Source organism: Achromobacter spanius (assembly GCF_003994415.1).
GTDB classification, from domain to species: domain Bacteria; phylum Pseudomonadota; class Gammaproteobacteria; order Burkholderiales; family Burkholderiaceae_B; genus Achromobacter; species Achromobacter spanius_C.
In genome coordinates, this window is the sequence record NZ_CP034689.1 from 3,757,412 (window position 1) to 3,772,435 (window position 15,024).

19 protein-coding genes are annotated in these 15,024 nt (G+C 62.8%); 7 read left to right on the forward strand and 12 right to left on the reverse strand.

What is annotated here, in order from left to right; translation table 11 throughout:
* Nucleotides 1-5 precede the first annotated feature (5 nt).
* Together ELS24_RS17075 and ELS24_RS17080 are read right to left on the reverse strand one after the other, a co-directional pair.
* Nucleotides 6-1,781 (reverse strand): GMC family oxidoreductase, encoded by a 1,776-nt coding sequence (locus tag ELS24_RS17075; protein WP_127184801.1) that lies wholly within the window; start codon nt 1,779-1,781, stop codon nt 6-8.
* A 6-nt stretch (nt 1,782-1,787) separates the two neighbouring features.
* Entirely contained in the window at nt 1,788-2,501 is a 714-nt protein-coding gene (locus ELS24_RS17080; RefSeq protein ID WP_050446689.1) for a gluconate 2-dehydrogenase subunit 3 family protein, read from the reverse strand.
* A gap of 327 nt (nt 2,502-2,828) precedes the next feature.
* Here ELS24_RS17080 and ELS24_RS17085 point away from each other — a divergent pair, with 327 nt between their 5' ends.
* A complete protein-coding gene (locus ELS24_RS17085; RefSeq protein WP_127184802.1) occupies nt 2,829-3,461 on the forward strand; it encodes a hypothetical protein in 633 nt (210 codons plus the stop codon).
* A gap of 62 nt (nt 3,462-3,523) precedes the next feature.
* On the opposite strand, the gene ELS24_RS17090 is transcribed toward ELS24_RS17085, so the two are convergent.
* The 3 genes from ELS24_RS17090 to ELS24_RS17100 all read right to left on the reverse strand — a co-directional run bounded on the left by ELS24_RS17090 (nt 3,524) and on the right by ELS24_RS17100 (nt 4,873).
* Nucleotides 3,524-3,919, reverse strand: a complete 396-nt coding sequence (locus tag ELS24_RS17090) for a PIN domain-containing protein (protein ID WP_050446691.1) — start codon at nt 3,917-3,919, stop codon at nt 3,524-3,526.
* Nucleotides 3,916-4,161 carry an AbrB/MazE/SpoVT family DNA-binding domain-containing protein gene (locus ELS24_RS17095; protein ID WP_050446692.1) on the reverse strand — a complete coding sequence of 82 codons (246 nt, stop codon included), beginning with the start codon at nt 4,159-4,161 and terminating at the stop codon, nt 3,916-3,918. The genes ELS24_RS17090 and ELS24_RS17095 overlap by 4 nt, the downstream gene beginning before the upstream one ends.
* Nucleotides 4,162-4,255: 94 nt before the next feature.
* Complete coding sequence (locus tag ELS24_RS17100; RefSeq protein WP_127184803.1) at nt 4,256-4,873, reverse strand: TetR/AcrR family transcriptional regulator; 618 nt, start codon at nt 4,871-4,873, stop codon at nt 4,256-4,258.
* Nucleotides 4,874-5,085: 212 nt separating this feature from the next.
* On the opposite strand from ELS24_RS17100, the gene ELS24_RS17105 reads away from it, so the two are divergent.
* Nucleotides 5,086-6,123, forward strand: coding sequence for an MBL fold metallo-hydrolase (locus ELS24_RS17105; RefSeq protein ID WP_083447352.1), 1,038 nt, complete (start codon nt 5,086-5,088; stop codon nt 6,121-6,123).
* A 60-nt stretch (nt 6,124-6,183) separates the two neighbouring features.
* The gene (locus ELS24_RS17110) at nt 6,184-7,797 is read left to right on the forward strand and encodes an NAD(P)/FAD-dependent oxidoreductase (RefSeq protein ID WP_127184804.1); all 1,614 of its coding nucleotides are present in this window, start codon (nt 6,184-6,186) and stop codon (nt 7,795-7,797) included.
* Nucleotides 7,798-7,944: 147 nt separating this feature from the next.
* Here ELS24_RS17110 and groL read toward each other — a convergent pair whose 3' ends face one another.
* The 5 genes from groL to ELS24_RS31085 all read right to left on the reverse strand — a co-directional run bounded on the left by groL (nt 7,945) and on the right by ELS24_RS31085 (nt 11,296).
* Nucleotides 7,945-9,567, reverse strand: a complete 1,623-nt coding sequence (groL, locus tag ELS24_RS17115) for a chaperonin GroEL (protein WP_127184805.1) — start codon at nt 9,565-9,567, stop codon at nt 7,945-7,947.
* Between the two features lie 63 nt (nt 9,568-9,630).
* Nucleotides 9,631-9,948, reverse strand: coding sequence for a co-chaperone GroES (gene groES / locus ELS24_RS17120; protein WP_050446697.1), 318 nt, complete (start codon nt 9,946-9,948; stop codon nt 9,631-9,633).
* 113 nt (nt 9,949-10,061) lie between these two features.
* Nucleotides 10,062-10,697: a diguanylate cyclase gene (locus tag ELS24_RS17125; protein WP_127184806.1), complete on the reverse strand. Its 636-nt coding sequence runs from the start codon at nt 10,695-10,697 to the stop codon at nt 10,062-10,064.
* Between the two features lie 139 nt (nt 10,698-10,836).
* Nucleotides 10,837-11,073, reverse strand: a complete 237-nt coding sequence (locus ELS24_RS17130) for a tautomerase family protein (RefSeq protein ID WP_050446699.1) — start codon at nt 11,071-11,073, stop codon at nt 10,837-10,839.
* A gap of 61 nt (nt 11,074-11,134) precedes the next feature.
* On the reverse strand, nt 11,135-11,296 hold the full coding sequence (locus tag ELS24_RS31085) for an SDR family oxidoreductase (RefSeq protein WP_205736915.1): 162 nt from the start codon (nt 11,294-11,296) through the stop codon (nt 11,135-11,137).
* A 50-nt stretch (nt 11,297-11,346) separates the two neighbouring features.
* Here ELS24_RS31085 and ELS24_RS31535 point away from each other — a divergent pair, with 50 nt between their 5' ends.
* From ELS24_RS31535 to ELS24_RS17150, 4 genes are all read left to right on the forward strand, one after another.
* A complete protein-coding gene (locus ELS24_RS31535; RefSeq protein WP_255696172.1) occupies nt 11,347-11,481 on the forward strand; it encodes a hypothetical protein in 135 nt (44 codons plus the stop codon).
* A 207-nt stretch (nt 11,482-11,688) separates the two neighbouring features.
* On the forward strand, nt 11,689-12,129 hold the full coding sequence (locus tag ELS24_RS17140; RefSeq protein WP_050446701.1) for an Hsp20/alpha crystallin family protein: 441 nt from the start codon (nt 11,689-11,691) through the stop codon (nt 12,127-12,129).
* Nucleotides 12,130-12,158: 29 nt separating this feature from the next.
* Nucleotides 12,159-12,563 (forward strand): Hsp20/alpha crystallin family protein, encoded by a 405-nt coding sequence (locus ELS24_RS17145; protein WP_050446702.1) that lies wholly within the window; start codon nt 12,159-12,161, stop codon nt 12,561-12,563.
* 127 nt (nt 12,564-12,690) lie between these two features.
* The gene (locus ELS24_RS17150) at nt 12,691-12,963 is read left to right on the forward strand and encodes a hypothetical protein (protein ID WP_050446703.1); all 273 of its coding nucleotides are present in this window, start codon (nt 12,691-12,693) and stop codon (nt 12,961-12,963) included.
* Between the two features lie 15 nt (nt 12,964-12,978).
* Here the strand turns inward: ELS24_RS17150 and ELS24_RS17155 are convergent, their stop codons facing one another.
* Entirely contained in the window at nt 12,979-13,761 is a 783-nt protein-coding gene (locus ELS24_RS17155; protein WP_127184807.1) for an SDR family NAD(P)-dependent oxidoreductase, read from the reverse strand.
* 92 nt (nt 13,762-13,853) lie between these two features.
* On the reverse strand, nt 13,854-14,942 hold the full coding sequence (locus ELS24_RS17160; protein ID WP_127184808.1) for an alkene reductase: 1,089 nt from the start codon (nt 14,940-14,942) through the stop codon (nt 13,854-13,856).
* Between the last annotated feature and the right edge of the window lie 82 nt (nt 14,943-15,024).

The following is a 15,024-nucleotide window of genomic DNA, read 5'->3' on the forward strand; positions in this document are numbered from 1 at the left end:
TCTCCTCAAGCCTGGACCAGCGGGCCGGGGTTCTTCAGGTACTGCTCGCGGATCGCCTGCGCGGCCCAATAGGCCAAGGCGCCCACCAGCCCGGTCGGGTTGTAGCCCATGTTCTGCGGGAACACACACGCGCCCATCACGAACACGTTCGGCACATCCCAGCTTTGCAGGTACTTGTTGACCACGCTTTCCTTGGGGTTCGAGCCCATGATGGCGCCGCCCGTGTTGTGCGTGCTTTGGTAGATGCGCGTGTCGTAGTGCGCGCCCTTCTTGCGCACCCCCACGAAATACTTTTCGGGGTTCATGGCCTTGGCCACGGTCTCCATGCGCTTGCCCATGTAGCCCAGCATGTCGAACTCGTTGTCGTGCCAGTCGAACGTCATGCGCAACAGCGGCTGGCCAAAGGCATCCTTGTAGGTCGGATCCAGCGACAGATAGGCGTCGCGGTACGACATCACCGAACCGGAAATGCCGATGATCATGTAGCGCTGATAAGCATCCTGCACACCGGCCTTCCAGCCCGTGCCCCACGTCGGTGTACCCGGCGGGGTCGGCGTCTGCTTGATGGGCCGACCGCCGGTGCGCACGTGGCGGATGCTGGCGCCCCCCACGAAACCCAAGGGGCCGTGGTCGAACTGGTCGCCGTTCAAATCATCCATGCCCACGCCGCCCGCGCCCGTGCCCATGAAGGGGTTCAGTTGCGTGCCCTTGGGCAACAGCACATTGATGCCGCCGTTCATCTGATAGGCGTAGTTCTTGCCGACCACGCCTTCGTTGGTCTTCGGGTCATACGGCTTGCCGATGCCCGACAGCAGCAGCAGGCGCACGTTGTGCATCTGGTAGGCCGACAGGATCACCAGGTCAGCCGGCTGGTCGATCTCCTGGCCCTGGGCGTCGATATACGTCACGCCAATGGCCTTCTTGCCGGTCGAATCCAGGTTGACCTTGATCACTTGCGAATGCGTGCGCAGTTCGAAGTTGGGCTTCTTCAGCAGCACCGGCAGAATCGTCGTCTGCGGCGAAGCCTTGGAATACATGTAGCAGCCGTAGTTTTCGCAGAAGCCGCAAAAATTACAGGGGCCCAGGCGCACGCCATAGGGGTTGGTGTACGGGGCGGAAGCGTTGGCCGCGGGCGTCGGATACGGGTTGAAACCCACTTCGCGCGCGGCCTTCTCGAACAACTGCGCGCCATAGGTGGTGGCAAGCGGCGCCAGCGGATATTCCTGGCTGCGCTTGCCTTCCAGCGGGTTGCCGCCTTCGACGATCTTGCCGTTCAGGTTGCCGGCCTTGCCCGACGTGCCGCACACGTATTCGAACTTGGAGAAGTACGGTTCCAGTTCGTCGTAGGTGACGCCGAAGTCCTGGATGGTCATGCCTTCGGGAATGAAGTCCTTGCCGTAGCGCGTTTCGTAGCGCGTGCGCAGTTCCAGTTCTTCGGGCAGCACGCGGTAGTGCATGCCGTTCCAGTGAAAGCCCGCGCCGCCCACGCCCGTGCCCAGCAGAAACGAGCCGTTCTGCCGATACGGCACGGCCACGTCGTCCACGCCATGGCGGATGGTCACGGTTTCTTTCGACAGGTCCTGGAACAGCTTGCCGCGCACCGAATACGCCAACTCGTCGATCACCTTCGGGTACTCGGCGTCCTTGGGCGTGTCTTGCATGCCGCCGCGTTCCAGCGCCAGCACATGCAAGCCGGCTTCGGTCAGTTCTTGCCCCAGGATTGCGCCGGTCCAGCCGAACCCGACCAGTACCGCATCCACTTTGTCTTTCTTGATAGCCATGATTGATTAACCCTTTTCCCCAGAGATCGACACGGGGCCATAGGGATACTTGACGTTGGGCTGATCCGCCCAGTCCATGTAGTCGGCACGCGCGCCCGGAAAGCCCACCATCTTCCAACCCACCATGTTCTTGTTGCCGCCGTACATCGGGTCGGCAAAGAAGCCTTCTTTGGTGTTGGCCAGCAGAAAGCTGAAGAAGGTGGATGCGGGAACGGTTTCCAGCTTGATCTTGTTGCCTTGCAGGTCTTTCAGGATCTGTTCCTGCAAGGGCTTGTCCAGTTCGGCGTAGACCTTGCCGTGCGTTTTCACGCACCAGGCGTTGCAGGCTTCGATGCCGTGGCGATAGACTTCGCGCGGGTTCTGGTTCAGTTGGTAACCCAGTTCCGGCGCCTGGTCGGTGTGGAACGGGCCTTCCATGTACCAGAGCTTGCCGTGGCCGAATGGCGTTTCCATCTGACGGTCGATGAACTCGGGCACACCGGCTTCAATCGCGCCCGGACCATATTGGTCGGCAGGGATCAGGTGATCCACCGCGGCAACGATGAAGTCCCATTCGGGCTTGGTGAAATAGGTGGGTTCGTAGGGCTTGGCGGCCGCCGCGGTCTTGTCGTCCGCGGCGTTGGTACAGCCGGTGGTCAGTGCACCAACTGCCAGTGTCGACGCCGGCACGATCGCCATCGCCTGAAGAAACCGACGACGCGGCTTTGCATCATCTGTCATAGACATCTCCGTGAATATTCCAAGTTGTCCTAGCGCGCTACCGAACATGAACCCTGGAAACACGAACTGCCGAGCTAGTGACAACACGCTCTGTACTTCAGAAAGAATCGAACCTGCTCTTCAATGGGGACGTAAGAGAAGGTGCTGGCATTATGCGCTTATTGATGCATCTGATCCGCTTGCAGGACCGAATCAGATTGAATTTATTGACATGGAAAAGTGTTTTGCATTAAGGACAAAGTAAGAAGCCCGCAAAAGCGGGCTTTTCTGACAACTAGGTGAACGAATTCTGTATATTTCGCGCTTGGAACACCAAGGACGGCAGGCATGAACGACAAGACGAAGATCTGGAAAAGTTCGACGACAACACGCAGTTGGAGTTCCACCACGAACTTGACGCCCGAACAACGGGTGAACATTGAAGATCTGCTGGACGGCAAGCTGGGCAGCGTCAGCATTCAAGAAAAATGGAGCTACGCCGGCACTGACAACGGCGAAGTGTTCAAGGTCGATATCGATAACGGCGCGGTCACCGTCAACGGCCAGCGCTACAACAGCCTGGACGACGTGCCGCGCGCGGAACGCGAACGCATCGAGGCGCTGCGCGACGGCGAAGGCATGAAGGGCCTGTGGGACATGCTGAAAAACGCCGGGGTGTCGATTGAAGATGTGCCGGGCGATCATGCTGCACGCGCAGGTAAGCCTGCGTTCACGATTGAGACGGACGGTGATGGCGCGGGTGCGATAGCGGCAACGTCAGCGCCGGTGGTTGACGTGCCGGACGCTGCTGAAACCGGCAGGACCCCAAGCACTGCCGCCGCGCAGGGCGCGCGCATCAATATGGACCCGGCCGCGTCCCCCGGCGCCGTGCCCAAAAGCGGCGGCCTGCGCCGCGCGCTTTTAATCGGCATAGCCGTGGGCTTGGCGCTGTGGGTGGCGCGGGCGTTGAATGTGTTTTAGGGCTATTCCCGTCGCGCCACACGACACGGGTGCTTTACGTCCGCCAGTGCAGCATGCACGAACTATTTGATCAGCCGCATACCGGTGGCTTTTGCAGCCTTCACGTCAAACGTCGCCGTGTATTCACACAGCGCCTCGTGTCCGGTGCGCTCGATCAGACAATCGGCAAAATCCGCTGTGGAGGCTGCGTACAAACGCACTGCCTTCCATACCGTCTCGCCCGCCTCGACATGAATTTCCTTCGTGCGAAGCAGGGTTTCGATAACCTCCGCAATGGAAGAGCGCGGCGCATCGTAGGCCCGACCAAGCACCCATACCGTTTCGACCAGAGCCACCAAGGCGACGAAACCGGGTTGCTCAGCAGTCAAAGATTCGATCAAGGCATTTGCTTTCCGCGTCTGCACCGGATCATCCTGCGCGAAGTAGCGCACCAGCACATTGGTATCCAGGCCGATCATCGCGCTGATTTGCCCTGCTCGGCGATCGCGTCGTTCATCTCTTCAATCGTGACGGGTTTGCGTGGTTTCGCGATGATGCCTTTAAGCGCCGTAACCGAGTAGGTTGCCGGCACCATTTCGTAACGGCCGCTTGCCTCATTCAGAACAAACTCGATTCTGTCGCCAGTCGACAAGCCCAGACGATTCCGCACATCGACCGGAATGGTGATCTGGCCTTTGGAAGTCACGGTGGCGGAAGTCATTGGCTAGCTCCTTGGAAGTGTGCCTTACCATAATGTAAGGAATGCGCTTGCGCAAGGCCGCGCCATCGGATTGCAGCAACCCTACTGCGCCCCGTCACCCCCGCCGCGCGTAGCACCCCAGGAACATCTCCACCGCCGAATCCGCCACGCGCTTACGCTCGGCGGCGCTCAAGGGCGGCTGCCCCAGCGTGACTTGCGGCCAAAAAGCAAAGCTCTTGACCAGCCCCTGCAACTGGTGGCCGGCGAACTCGGGGTCCACATCCATTAGCCGCCCGTCCTGGATGGCCGCGCGTATCCAGGCCGTTTCGCCGCCCTCTTTTTCGCCCATGCGGCACACAATGGCCTGGGCGCGTTCGGGGGAATGGATGATTTCGGCCATGGCCACGCGCGCCAGGTCGATGAAGTTCGGGTCCGCCAGCAGGTCCAACTTTTGCATCAGCAACTGCCGCAACTGCTGATCCAGCGCGACGTCGGGGCGATAAGCCAGCGCAACGCTGGCCGCGCTGCTGGCCCATAGCTCTTCAAGAATCAGCGAGAACAGCGTTTCCTTGCTGGGGAAATGGTTGTAGACCGTGCGCTTGGAGACGCCCGCCACGGCGGCAATGCGATCCATGCTGGTGGCATCAAATCCGGCCGACCGGAATTCTTCCACCGCCGCGCGCACGATGGCCTGGCGTTTGCGGTCGGTCAGGCGGATCGGGGGGGTGGGCATGAAGGGGGCTCGTTGTCAGGTGGGTGGCGCACGCGGGCGAGGTGCGCACGTCGCAACAGGCAGGTGCCGATACACGGATTTCGGGGATGAGAAATTTTACACCGCTCAGTGTACTTTTCAGAAAATCAAAACTACACTGCGCAGTGTAATTTTTGCGGCCCGTGAAGCATCAGCCGCACCGCCCTTGCCCCTTCCCGCTTGGAACCCTAGCCGTGACCGCCCTCACCTCTTGCCCCGCCGCCCAACCCAGCTATCCGCAGTCACCCCAACACCACAAAGGCCGTTTCCGCAACCCGCTGCCGCGCCCCTCGCTGGGCTTCTGGCAAGGCGTGAAGCTCATGTGGACGTTCTTCTTCGCCAAGCCCCGTGGCACGGTCCCCGAGCAAACGATTCCCGTGCGCCCCCTCACCTTGGCCGACCTGCAAGCCGCGCCCGAGCGCAGCCTGTACCGCCTGGGCCATTCGACCATCCTGATGAAACTGCGTGGCCGCTACTGGCTGACCGACCCGGTTTTCTCCAAGCGCGCCTCGCCCGTGCAATGGGCCGGCCCGGCGCGCTTTCACGCGCCCCCTATTTACATCGAAGACCTGCCGCCCATTGCCGGCGTGATCCTGTCGCACAACCACTACGACCACCTGGACCGCGCCGCCATCGACAAGCTGGCCGCCAAGACCGCCCGCTTCATCACCCCCTTGGGCGTGGGCGACCAGCTCATCGCCTGGGGCGTCGACCCCGCCCGCGTCGAACAACTGGACTGGTGGCAATCCACCGACGTCGACGGGCTACGCCTGACCGCCACGCCGGCCCAACACTTTTCAGGACGCGGCTTGACCGACACGGACCGCAGCCTATGGGCCTCGTGGGTCATCCAGGACGCCGACCTGCGCGTCTTCTTCAGCGGCGACAGCGGTTACTTCGACGGCTTCAAGGCCATCGGTAACGCCTACGGCCCCTTCGACCTGACGCTGATGGAAACCGGCGCCTACGACAAGCGCTGGGCCTTCGTGCACATGCAGCCCGAAGAAACCCTGCAAGCCCACCTGGACCTGCGCGGCCGCTGGCTGCTGCCGATTCATAACGGCACGTTCGACCTGGCACTGCATGCGTGGGAAGACCCGTTTGAACGGATCGCGGCGCTGGCGTCGTCCAAAGGGGTGGCACTGACGACGCCCGTGATGGGGGAACGGGTGGCGATGGAAGCCCCCGGGGCCGGCACCCCGTGGTGGCGAATTGGGGAGGCCGCCTCTTGATCGCTCCAGTACAATCCCGCGTTTGGCGACGTTGTGATCGCCCACCTTCTGGACCGAAGCATGTTGCGACTGACCGAAATCAAGCTGCCGTTGAACCACACGCCCGAAGAATTGCCCGCCGCGATTCTTAAGAAACTGGGCATTCCGGCTAGCGACCTGCACGGCTTCACCATCTTTCTGCGCAGCTACGATGCGCGCAAAAAGCACAATATCCTGCTGACCTACACGCTGGATATCGACGTGGAAAACGAAGCGGCGCTGCTTGCCCGCTTTCATGACGACCGTCATGTGAAGCCCACGCCCGACACCGAATACAAATTCGTCGCCCAGGCGCCCGCCACGTTGGCCAAGCGCCCCATCGTCATCGGCACCGGCCCCTGTGGCCTGTTCGCCGGCCTGGTGCTGGCGCAGATGGGCTTCAAGCCCATCATCCTGGAACGCGGCAAGGCCGTGCGGGAACGCACCAAGGACACCTGGGGCCTGTGGCGCAAGCGCATCCTGAACCCCGAGTCGAACGTGCAGTTTGGCGAAGGCGGCGCGGGCACGTTCTCGGACGGCAAGCTGTACAGCCAGATCAAAGACCCCAAGCACTATGGCGAAAAGGTCCTGAAGGAATTCGTGCTGGCCGGCGCGCCGGAAGAAATCCTGTATGTCAGCAAGCCGCACATCGGCACGTTCCGCCTGGTGGGCATGGTCGAAGTCATGCGCGACACCATCACCAAGCTGGGCGGCGAAGTGCGCTTTTCCAGCAAGGTGGAAACGCTGCAACGCGAAAACGGCCAGGTCACCGGCGTTACGCTGGCCAGCGGTGAACACATCGAGGCCGATCACGTGGTGCTGGCCATCGGCCACAGCGCGCGCGATACCTTCCAGATGCTGCATGACCAGGGCGTGTACATGGAAGCCAAGCCGTTTTCGATCGGCTTCCGTATCGAACACCCGCAATCCCTGATCGACAAGGCACGCTTCGGCCCCAGCGCCGGCCACCCCATCCTGGGCGCCGCCGACTACAAGCTGGTGCATCACGCCAGCAATGGGCGTTCGGTGTACAGCTTCTGCATGTGCCCGGGCGGCACCGTCGTGGCCGCCACGTCGGAACCCAACCGCGTCGTCACCAACGGCATGAGCCAGTATTCCCGCAACGAACGCAATGCCAACGCGGGCATCGTGGTGGGGATTTCACCCGAGCAAGACTACCCGGAACACGTGCTGGCCGGCGTGGACTTCCAGCGCAAATGGGAATCGCAGGCCTTCGTGCTGGGCGGCGAAACGTACAGCGCGCCCGGCCAGTTGGTGGGCGACTTCATCGCGGGCAAGGCGTCGACGGAATTCGGTTCCGTGCTGCCGTCCTACACGCCGGGCGTGCACCTGACCGACCTGGCGACCGCGCTGCCCGACTTCGCCATCACGGCCATTCGCGAAGCGCTGCCCGCCTTCGACAAGACCATCAAGGGCTTCGGCATGCACGACGCCGTGCTGACTGGCGTGGAAACGCGCACGTCGTCGCCCGTGCGGATCAAGCGCGACAACGACACGCTGCAAAGCCTGAATACCAAGGGCCTGTTCCCGGCCGGCGAAGGTGCCGGTTATGCGGGCGGGATTCTGTCGGCGGGCGTGGACGGCATCAAGATTGCCGAGGCCGTGGCGTTGAGCATCATGGGCCGCCAAGGCTGACGTCGAATAGATAACAGCCCCCCTGATATAGCCCCCCCCGAACGACAAAAGCCCCGCACGACAAAGGGCGCCAGACGGCAAGCATTACCTTGCCGCCTGGCGCCCTTTTTTCACCCTGAACCGGGGCGAGCAGCCCCAGCGCCCCCCTTAGAACGACATTTCAGGCGAGGGCGCGGCGGGCGCCTTGGACTCCTCCGGCAGTTGCGCCACGGTGGCGTCCGTGGTGAGGATCAGGCCGGCGATGGACGCCGCGTTCTGCAACGCGGTGCGCGTCACCTTGGTGGGGTCGATCACGCCCAGTTCCACCAGGTCGCCGTAGTTGCCGGTGGCCGCGTCGTAGCCATGGTTGCCCTTGCCTTCCAGCACCTTCGCCACAATCACCGAAGGCTCGTCGCCCGCGTTGGTGACGATGGCGCGCAACGGCGCCTCCAGCGCGCGCAACACGATGCGGATGCCTGCGTCCTGATCGGCGTTGGCGCCTTTCAGGCCGTGGATGGCCGTGCGCGCCCGCAACAACGCCACGCCGCCCCCGGGCACAATGCCCTCTTCCACGGCGGCACGCGTGGCGTGCAGCGCGTCGTCCACGCGGTCCTTCTTCTCTTTCATCTCGACCTCGGTGGCGGCGCCCACCTTGATCACGGCAACCCCGCCGGCCAGCTTCGCCACGCGTTCCTGCAGCTTTTCGCGGTCGTAGTCGCTGGTGGCTTCGTCCACCTGCTTGCGCAGCACCGCCACGCGCGCTTCGATATCCGCCTGCTTGCCCGCGCCGCCGATAATGACGGACGCTTCCTTGCGCACTTCCACGCGCTGCGCGCCGCCCAGCTGTTCCAGCGTGGTCTTTTCCAACTGCATGCCGGTCTCGTCCGAGATCACGGTCGCGCCCGTCAGGATGGCGATATCTTCCAGCATCGCGCGGCGGCGGTCGCCAAAGCCGGGGGCCTTTACCGCCACCACTTTGAGCACGCCGCGAATCGAGTTCACGACCAAGGTGGCCAGCGCTTCGCCGTCCACATCCTCGGCCACGATCATCAAGGGCTTGCCCGCCTTGGCGGCAATTTCCAGCACCGGCAACAGATCGCGGATGTTCGAGATCTTCTTGTCATGCAGCAGCACCAGCGGCTCGTCCAGTTGCGCCACCTGCTTCTCGGGGTCGGTCACGAAATACGGGCTAAGGTAGCCGCGGTCAAACTGCATGCCTTCGACCACATCCAGCTCGTTGTCCAAGGACTTGCCGTCTTCCACCGTGATGACGCCTTCGCGGCCGACCTTGTCCATGGCCTGGGCAATGATCTGGCCGATGGTCTCGTCGGAATTGGCCGACAAAGACGCCACCTGCGCAATTTCCTTGCTGGTCGAGATGGGCTTGGAAAGCGTTTTCAGATTTTCCACCACGGCCTGCACGGCCTGGTCCACGCCGCGCTTCAGGTCCATGGGGTTCATGCCCGAGGCCACGTACTTCATGCCCTCTTGCACGATGGCCTGCGCCAGCACGGTGGCAGTGGTGGTGCCATCGCCCGCCACGCCGGCCGTCTTCGACGCTACCTGCTTGACGATCTGGGCGCCCATGTTCTCGAACTTGTCCTTCAGTTCGATTTCCTTGGCGACCGACACGCCGTCCTTCGTGATCGTCGGCGCGCCGAAGCTGCGTTCCAGCAGCACATTACGGCCCTTGGGTCCCAGCGTGACCTTGACGGCGTCGGCCAGAATGTTGACGCCCTTCACCACGCGGGCGCGCGCGTTGTCGTGAAATTGAATGTCCTTGGCACTCATTTCTAAGGCTCCTGATATGTCTATGTCTTTGGAAGACTCCTGATACCGGCTCGGGCAGCGGCGTCAAGCCGCTTTCTTCAACGTGTCGCGGGCGGGTTCCAGCACCGCCAGCACATCGTCTTCCCGCATCACCAACAGCTCCTGGCCGTCGACTTTCACGGTTTGCCCGGCGTACTTGCCGAAGAGGACGTGGTCACCCACCTTCAGTTGCAGTGGCTGCACGGCGCCGTCGCGACCGACCTTGCCGCTACCGACCGCCACGACTTCGCCCTGCTCGGGCTTTTCCGCCGCGGAATCGGGAATCACGATGCCGGATGCGGTCTTGCGTTCCTGTTCGATGCGCTTGACGATTACCCGGTCATAGAGGGGACGGATCTTCATGACTCAATCTCCTGAACAATACAGATCACCAAACACTGCGCCTCGCGGGCGCGCATCAGGATTTATGGGCAGACCCGCGCGGCTTCAAGACCCGCAAATTGCATCAAATTGCATCAACGAAGTGGCTCACCAGAGACCCAGATGCCGACCGCCTTTCCCAGCCGAAAAGTCACGCGCTTTTGCAGCTTGGCGGTGGGCGAGGCATGCACGGGACGGGGCTGCGAACGCCCTCCTTCAGCATCCACGGTGGCATCATCCGCGTCCGTCTGATTCCAGATGCCGTTCTTGCGCGGCCGGAACATCCACCGCAGATATCCTTTCCGGGCAGCCAGTTCCATCAGCGCCGAGTGATCGGGCGCTTCCAGCGCGACGCGTTCCTGCCCGCCGGGCAGATCGGAATAGTCGGCAAAGGCCCGCCGGCAGGCCACGGCTTCTTCCAGCGGCGCATTCAGGCGGCACCAACCGGGATGCGCCACGCGCTCCACGTCCCAAGCGCCCAAGCGCCATCCGGCTTCCAACACGGCTTCGTCGATTTCAGCCACGTCATTCCAGCGCTGGTTCAGCTGCAAGGCCGACGCCGCCACCGACCGCAGTGGCTGCGCAATCGCCGTCCTGTCGGGCTTGAAGCCGTGCCAGTGCAGCGTCAACAAAATAGGCGTGTCGGACTTTTGCACCGCGCTGGCGCTGACCGCGTATAGCGGCAGGCCCAGCGCGGCGATATGCGTGCGGATAGTCGTGAAGATGTCCATGAGATCTCCGTTATCGAAAAGCGGATTTCGCGTGGGGGCATGCCCATCGAACAAACATGCCTGACGAATTTATCGCTTCTTGAAATGGTGCTCAAGCGTAGAGAAAATGCCGGGACGTCCGGACGACTATCGCGGCAAGCTACGTGTCGGCCTTGGCTTGTTGCGCTCGATACTCAGGCACGGCGAGGCCGCCGACGCCCCAGTTTTCCATATCCACTTCGTCTATCACCACGAAGGTCGACGCTCGCGGCTTGCCCAACACGTCAAACAGCAGATCGCTGACGCCTTTGATCAGCGCTCGCTTCTGTTCGGGCGTTGTGGCCGTCGCGCCGGGCGCGGTGCCCTCACGAGTAACTTTGATATTTACGTAGGGCATGTTGTTCTCCTTTGAACTTGGCCTTGCCACGGGATCAGTGCTTTGGCGGCGATGTTGACGGTCAAGCGCCCGCCACCTGGCCACCATCGACATGCAGGATTTCGCCAGTCACAAAGCCGGCGTCCCCCCGATACATTACCGCCTGCGCGATATCGGCGATGTAGCCCAAACGCTTCATGGGATGCAATCCCCCCCACGCCTGATGCGTTTTGGGCGCATGCATGGGCGTCTTGATGACGCCGGGCGACACCGCCGTTGACGCGGATATCCCGGGTGGAAGCCCCGCCGCCCCCGCGTGAAATCGTGCTGCTTACACGCCGACAGGACCGCAAGGACGCGCCCATCCAGACGGTAGTGGACTACCTGCCCGAGATGTTTGGCGATAACAAGGCGTTGTTTGAAACCTGACGTTGAAACCTGCATTGAAGCCTGCGTTGCAGCCTAAAAAAATCCGCAATTTTTCCCGCCGGCCTGATTGAAGAAATCAATCAAACCCGTCTCTTGAAACCTGCAAACCCGATGCCACATTTGCGCTATGGCGGGGCCGCGCGGCTTATATAAGCCATGCCGCTGAGCCCTACGCCCGTCTGAACCAGACCTTATCGGGAGACGATCATGGCAACGTATCCATTTTTCGATAGCGGCATCAGTTCCGCCCTGGACACCCTGCAACAGCTGGACAAAATCCTGCGGTCCTCGACCGCGCCTTCCAATCTGCGATCCACCGCGCGCGGCGACTTTCCGCCCGTGAACGTGGGCGCCTGCGCCGATTCCATTGAAGTTGTGGCCTTCGTGCCCGGCGTGGACCCGGAAGCGCTTGAGGTCACCATGGAAAAAGGCCTGCTGAGCATTTCCGGCGAACGGCGCGAAGAGGAACCTGCCGGGCAAACCACCCTGTACGCCCGCGAACGCGCGCGTGGCCGCTTCAGCCGCGTGGTGGAACTGCCCAGCGACGCGGATCCCGAGAACATCCAGGCGCGCTACACCGACGGCTGCCTTTGCATCTCGATCGGCAAGCGCGAATCCGCCAAGCCGCGCCTGATCTCCGTCCAATGAACGCACGCTGACGACACAGGAGGACCATCATGGAAGAACGCAACCAACTGGCCGCCACGCGCGGCTCGGAATCTTTGGCCAAGGTCTCGAACGACAGCAACCGCCCCGCCACCCTGCCCGCCGTGGACATTTACGAGAACGCCACCGGCATTACGCTCTTGGCCGACCTGCCGGGCGTGTCCAAGGACAGGCTGTCGATCAAGGTGCAGTCGAACGAACTGCTGATCGAAGGCGAAGCGGCCGTGCAGGTGCCGGCCGAGGTGCGGCTGGTGCACAACGAGCTGCGCGAACCCCTGTTCCGCCGCAGCTTCACGCTGGGCCATGACCTGGACAAGGACCACATCACCGCCAACTTGAAGCACGGCGTGCTGACCTTGCAGATTCCGCGCCTGCGTGAAGCACAGCCCCGCAAAATCTCGGTCACCGTATCGTGATTTGCGAGCGTGCAACCCTGCGCCCGGCACCCGCCGGGCGCATTGACGTTTCAGCGGTCACGAAAGCCTTGCGGCAATCGCGTCCGGGTCTTGTGAACATCAAGTGAAGGTCTTGTGGGGAGGCCTTATGGAGCATTCCGTCATTACGCAGTATCGCGGCTACATCCTTAGCGTGCGCGCCGTTCCGTTGCGCGCGCTGGACAAGCCTGGGTCGCTGCCGGCCGGCTTCATTTCGCTGGTGCAGGTGGTGCGATGCACCGACATTCTGGTCGACTGGTGCATGCCTTGCCCGCACACGCCCTGGGAAACCCCCGCCGAGGCGCTGCGCGAAGGCACGCAGTATCTGCAGCGGCTGATCAACACGGGTGCGATCGGGGTCGCGGCACCCATGCTTCAGTAGGCGGCAGTTCGCCCATCAAGCGATGCGATAGCGTGCCGCCGCGCTGGCCATCCTGATGTCGCCCAGCAGTGCCTGCCGCGCGCCGTCCAAGGCCTCCCAGCGCGACGCCTCATGCAGCGGCGGGATCGTCACTGCCTCGCGCCGGTCAAAGCCAACCAGCGCGGCGTCCACCAATTCGCCCACGTCCATCACTTCCGGCAGCGCATTGATATCGATGCCCGCGCGTTCCCAGATTTCGGTGCGCGTGGCGGCTGGCAACACGGCCTGCACATAGATGCCGGCGGGCGACAGCTCTTCATGCAAGGCCTGCGACAGGAACAACATATAAGCCTTGGTGGCGCCATAGACCGCCATGCCGAACTGTGGCATGAAGCCCACCACCGACCCCACGTTGACGATAGCGCCCGTGCCGGCTTGCACCAGACGCGGCGCGATGGCGCTGGCCAGCCGCGTTGGGGCCGTCGTGTTCAGCGCCACCAGTTGGCCAGCCGCCTGAGGCGTTTGCGCCACAAAGTTGCCCGTCTGCGCGGCGCCCGCGTTGTTGATCAGGATCTGGATGCGGGCGTCATCGCGCAGCCTGGCCTCGACGGCTTCGATGTGGTCGTCGCGCGTCAGGTCTGCCACCAGCACGTCGACCGCAACGCCATGGTCTTGCCGTAAGCGCGCGGCCAGCGTGTCAAGCCGGGTTCGGTCGCGCGCCACCAGCACCAGGTCATGGCCACGCCGCGCAAAGCGTTCGGCATAGGTGGCGCCAATGCCGGAGGACGCGCCGGTAATCAACACTGTGGAGGAATTCATCTTGCAGCTCTCTTTGTAAGTGGGAACGGACCCCGCCGCGATGCGCAGCGGGTCAAGGGGAGTCAAGGGGAGTCAATGCGGGTCAGCGCGGGTCAGCGCACGTCAGCCAAGGCCGGATAGTCGATGTAGCCTTCCGCGCCGCCGCCATAAAGCGTGGCCGGGTCCAACTGCGCCAGCGGCGCGTCCGTCTTCAGGCGCTGGACCAGGTCCGGGTTGGCGATGAACGGACGCCCGAACGCGAACAGGTCGGCATGGCCCTGGGCAAACTGGGTAGCGGCCAGATCCAGGCCGTAGCCGTTGTTCGCGATATAGGTGTTCTTGAAGCGCCGGCGCAACGAACCATAATCAAACGGCGCCACGTCGCGCGGGCCGCCCGTGGCGCCTTCCACCACATGCAGATAGACCACGCCCAGCGCGTTGAGTTGGTCGGCAATGTAGTCGTACTGCGCCTGCGGGTCGCTGCACGAGATGCCGTTGGCGGGCGATACCGGCGAGATCCGCACGCCTGTGCGGTCAGCGCCAACCTCTGCGGCCACCGCCTGGACGACTTCAAGCAACAGCCGGGCACGGTTCTGCACCGAGCCGCCGTAAGCATCGTCGCGGTGGTTGGCGCCGTCCTTGGCGAACTGTTCAAGCAGATAGCCGTTGGCGCCGTGGACTTCAACGCCGTCAAAGCCCGCCGCGATGGCGTTGGCGGCCGCCTGCCGAAAATCGTTGACGATGCCGGGCAGCTCGTCCAACGCCAAGGCACGCGGCGTCGACACCGGTACAAAGCCATTGTTCACAAACGTCTTGGTCTCGGCGCGGATGGCGGATGGCGCCACGGGCGCGGCCCCGTTCTCTTGCAAGTCCACGTGCGACACGCGGCCCACATGCCACAACTGCAGAAAGATCTTGCCACCCTTGGCGTGCACGGCTTGCGTCACCTGGCGCCATCCCTCGACCTGCGCGGGCGTGTAGATCCCCGGCGTGTCTTGATAGCCCTGCCCCTGCCGCGAAATCTGCGTTGCCTCGGCAATCAACAAGCCCGCGGAGGCGCGCTGGCTGTAGTACGTGGCGGCAAACCGGCTGGGTACGAAGCCCGCCTCGGCACGGTTGCGCGTCAGCGGCGCCATCACGATGCGGTTGGAAAGCGTCAGGGATCCCAGTTGGTAGGGCTGAAACAAAGCGTTGTCGGTCATGATCGGGTCCATCGAAAAGGGTTGAGCGCCAAGGCCGAAAGTGCGTGCTTGGCCTGTTGCGCTGGCGCTGGATGCGCTAACG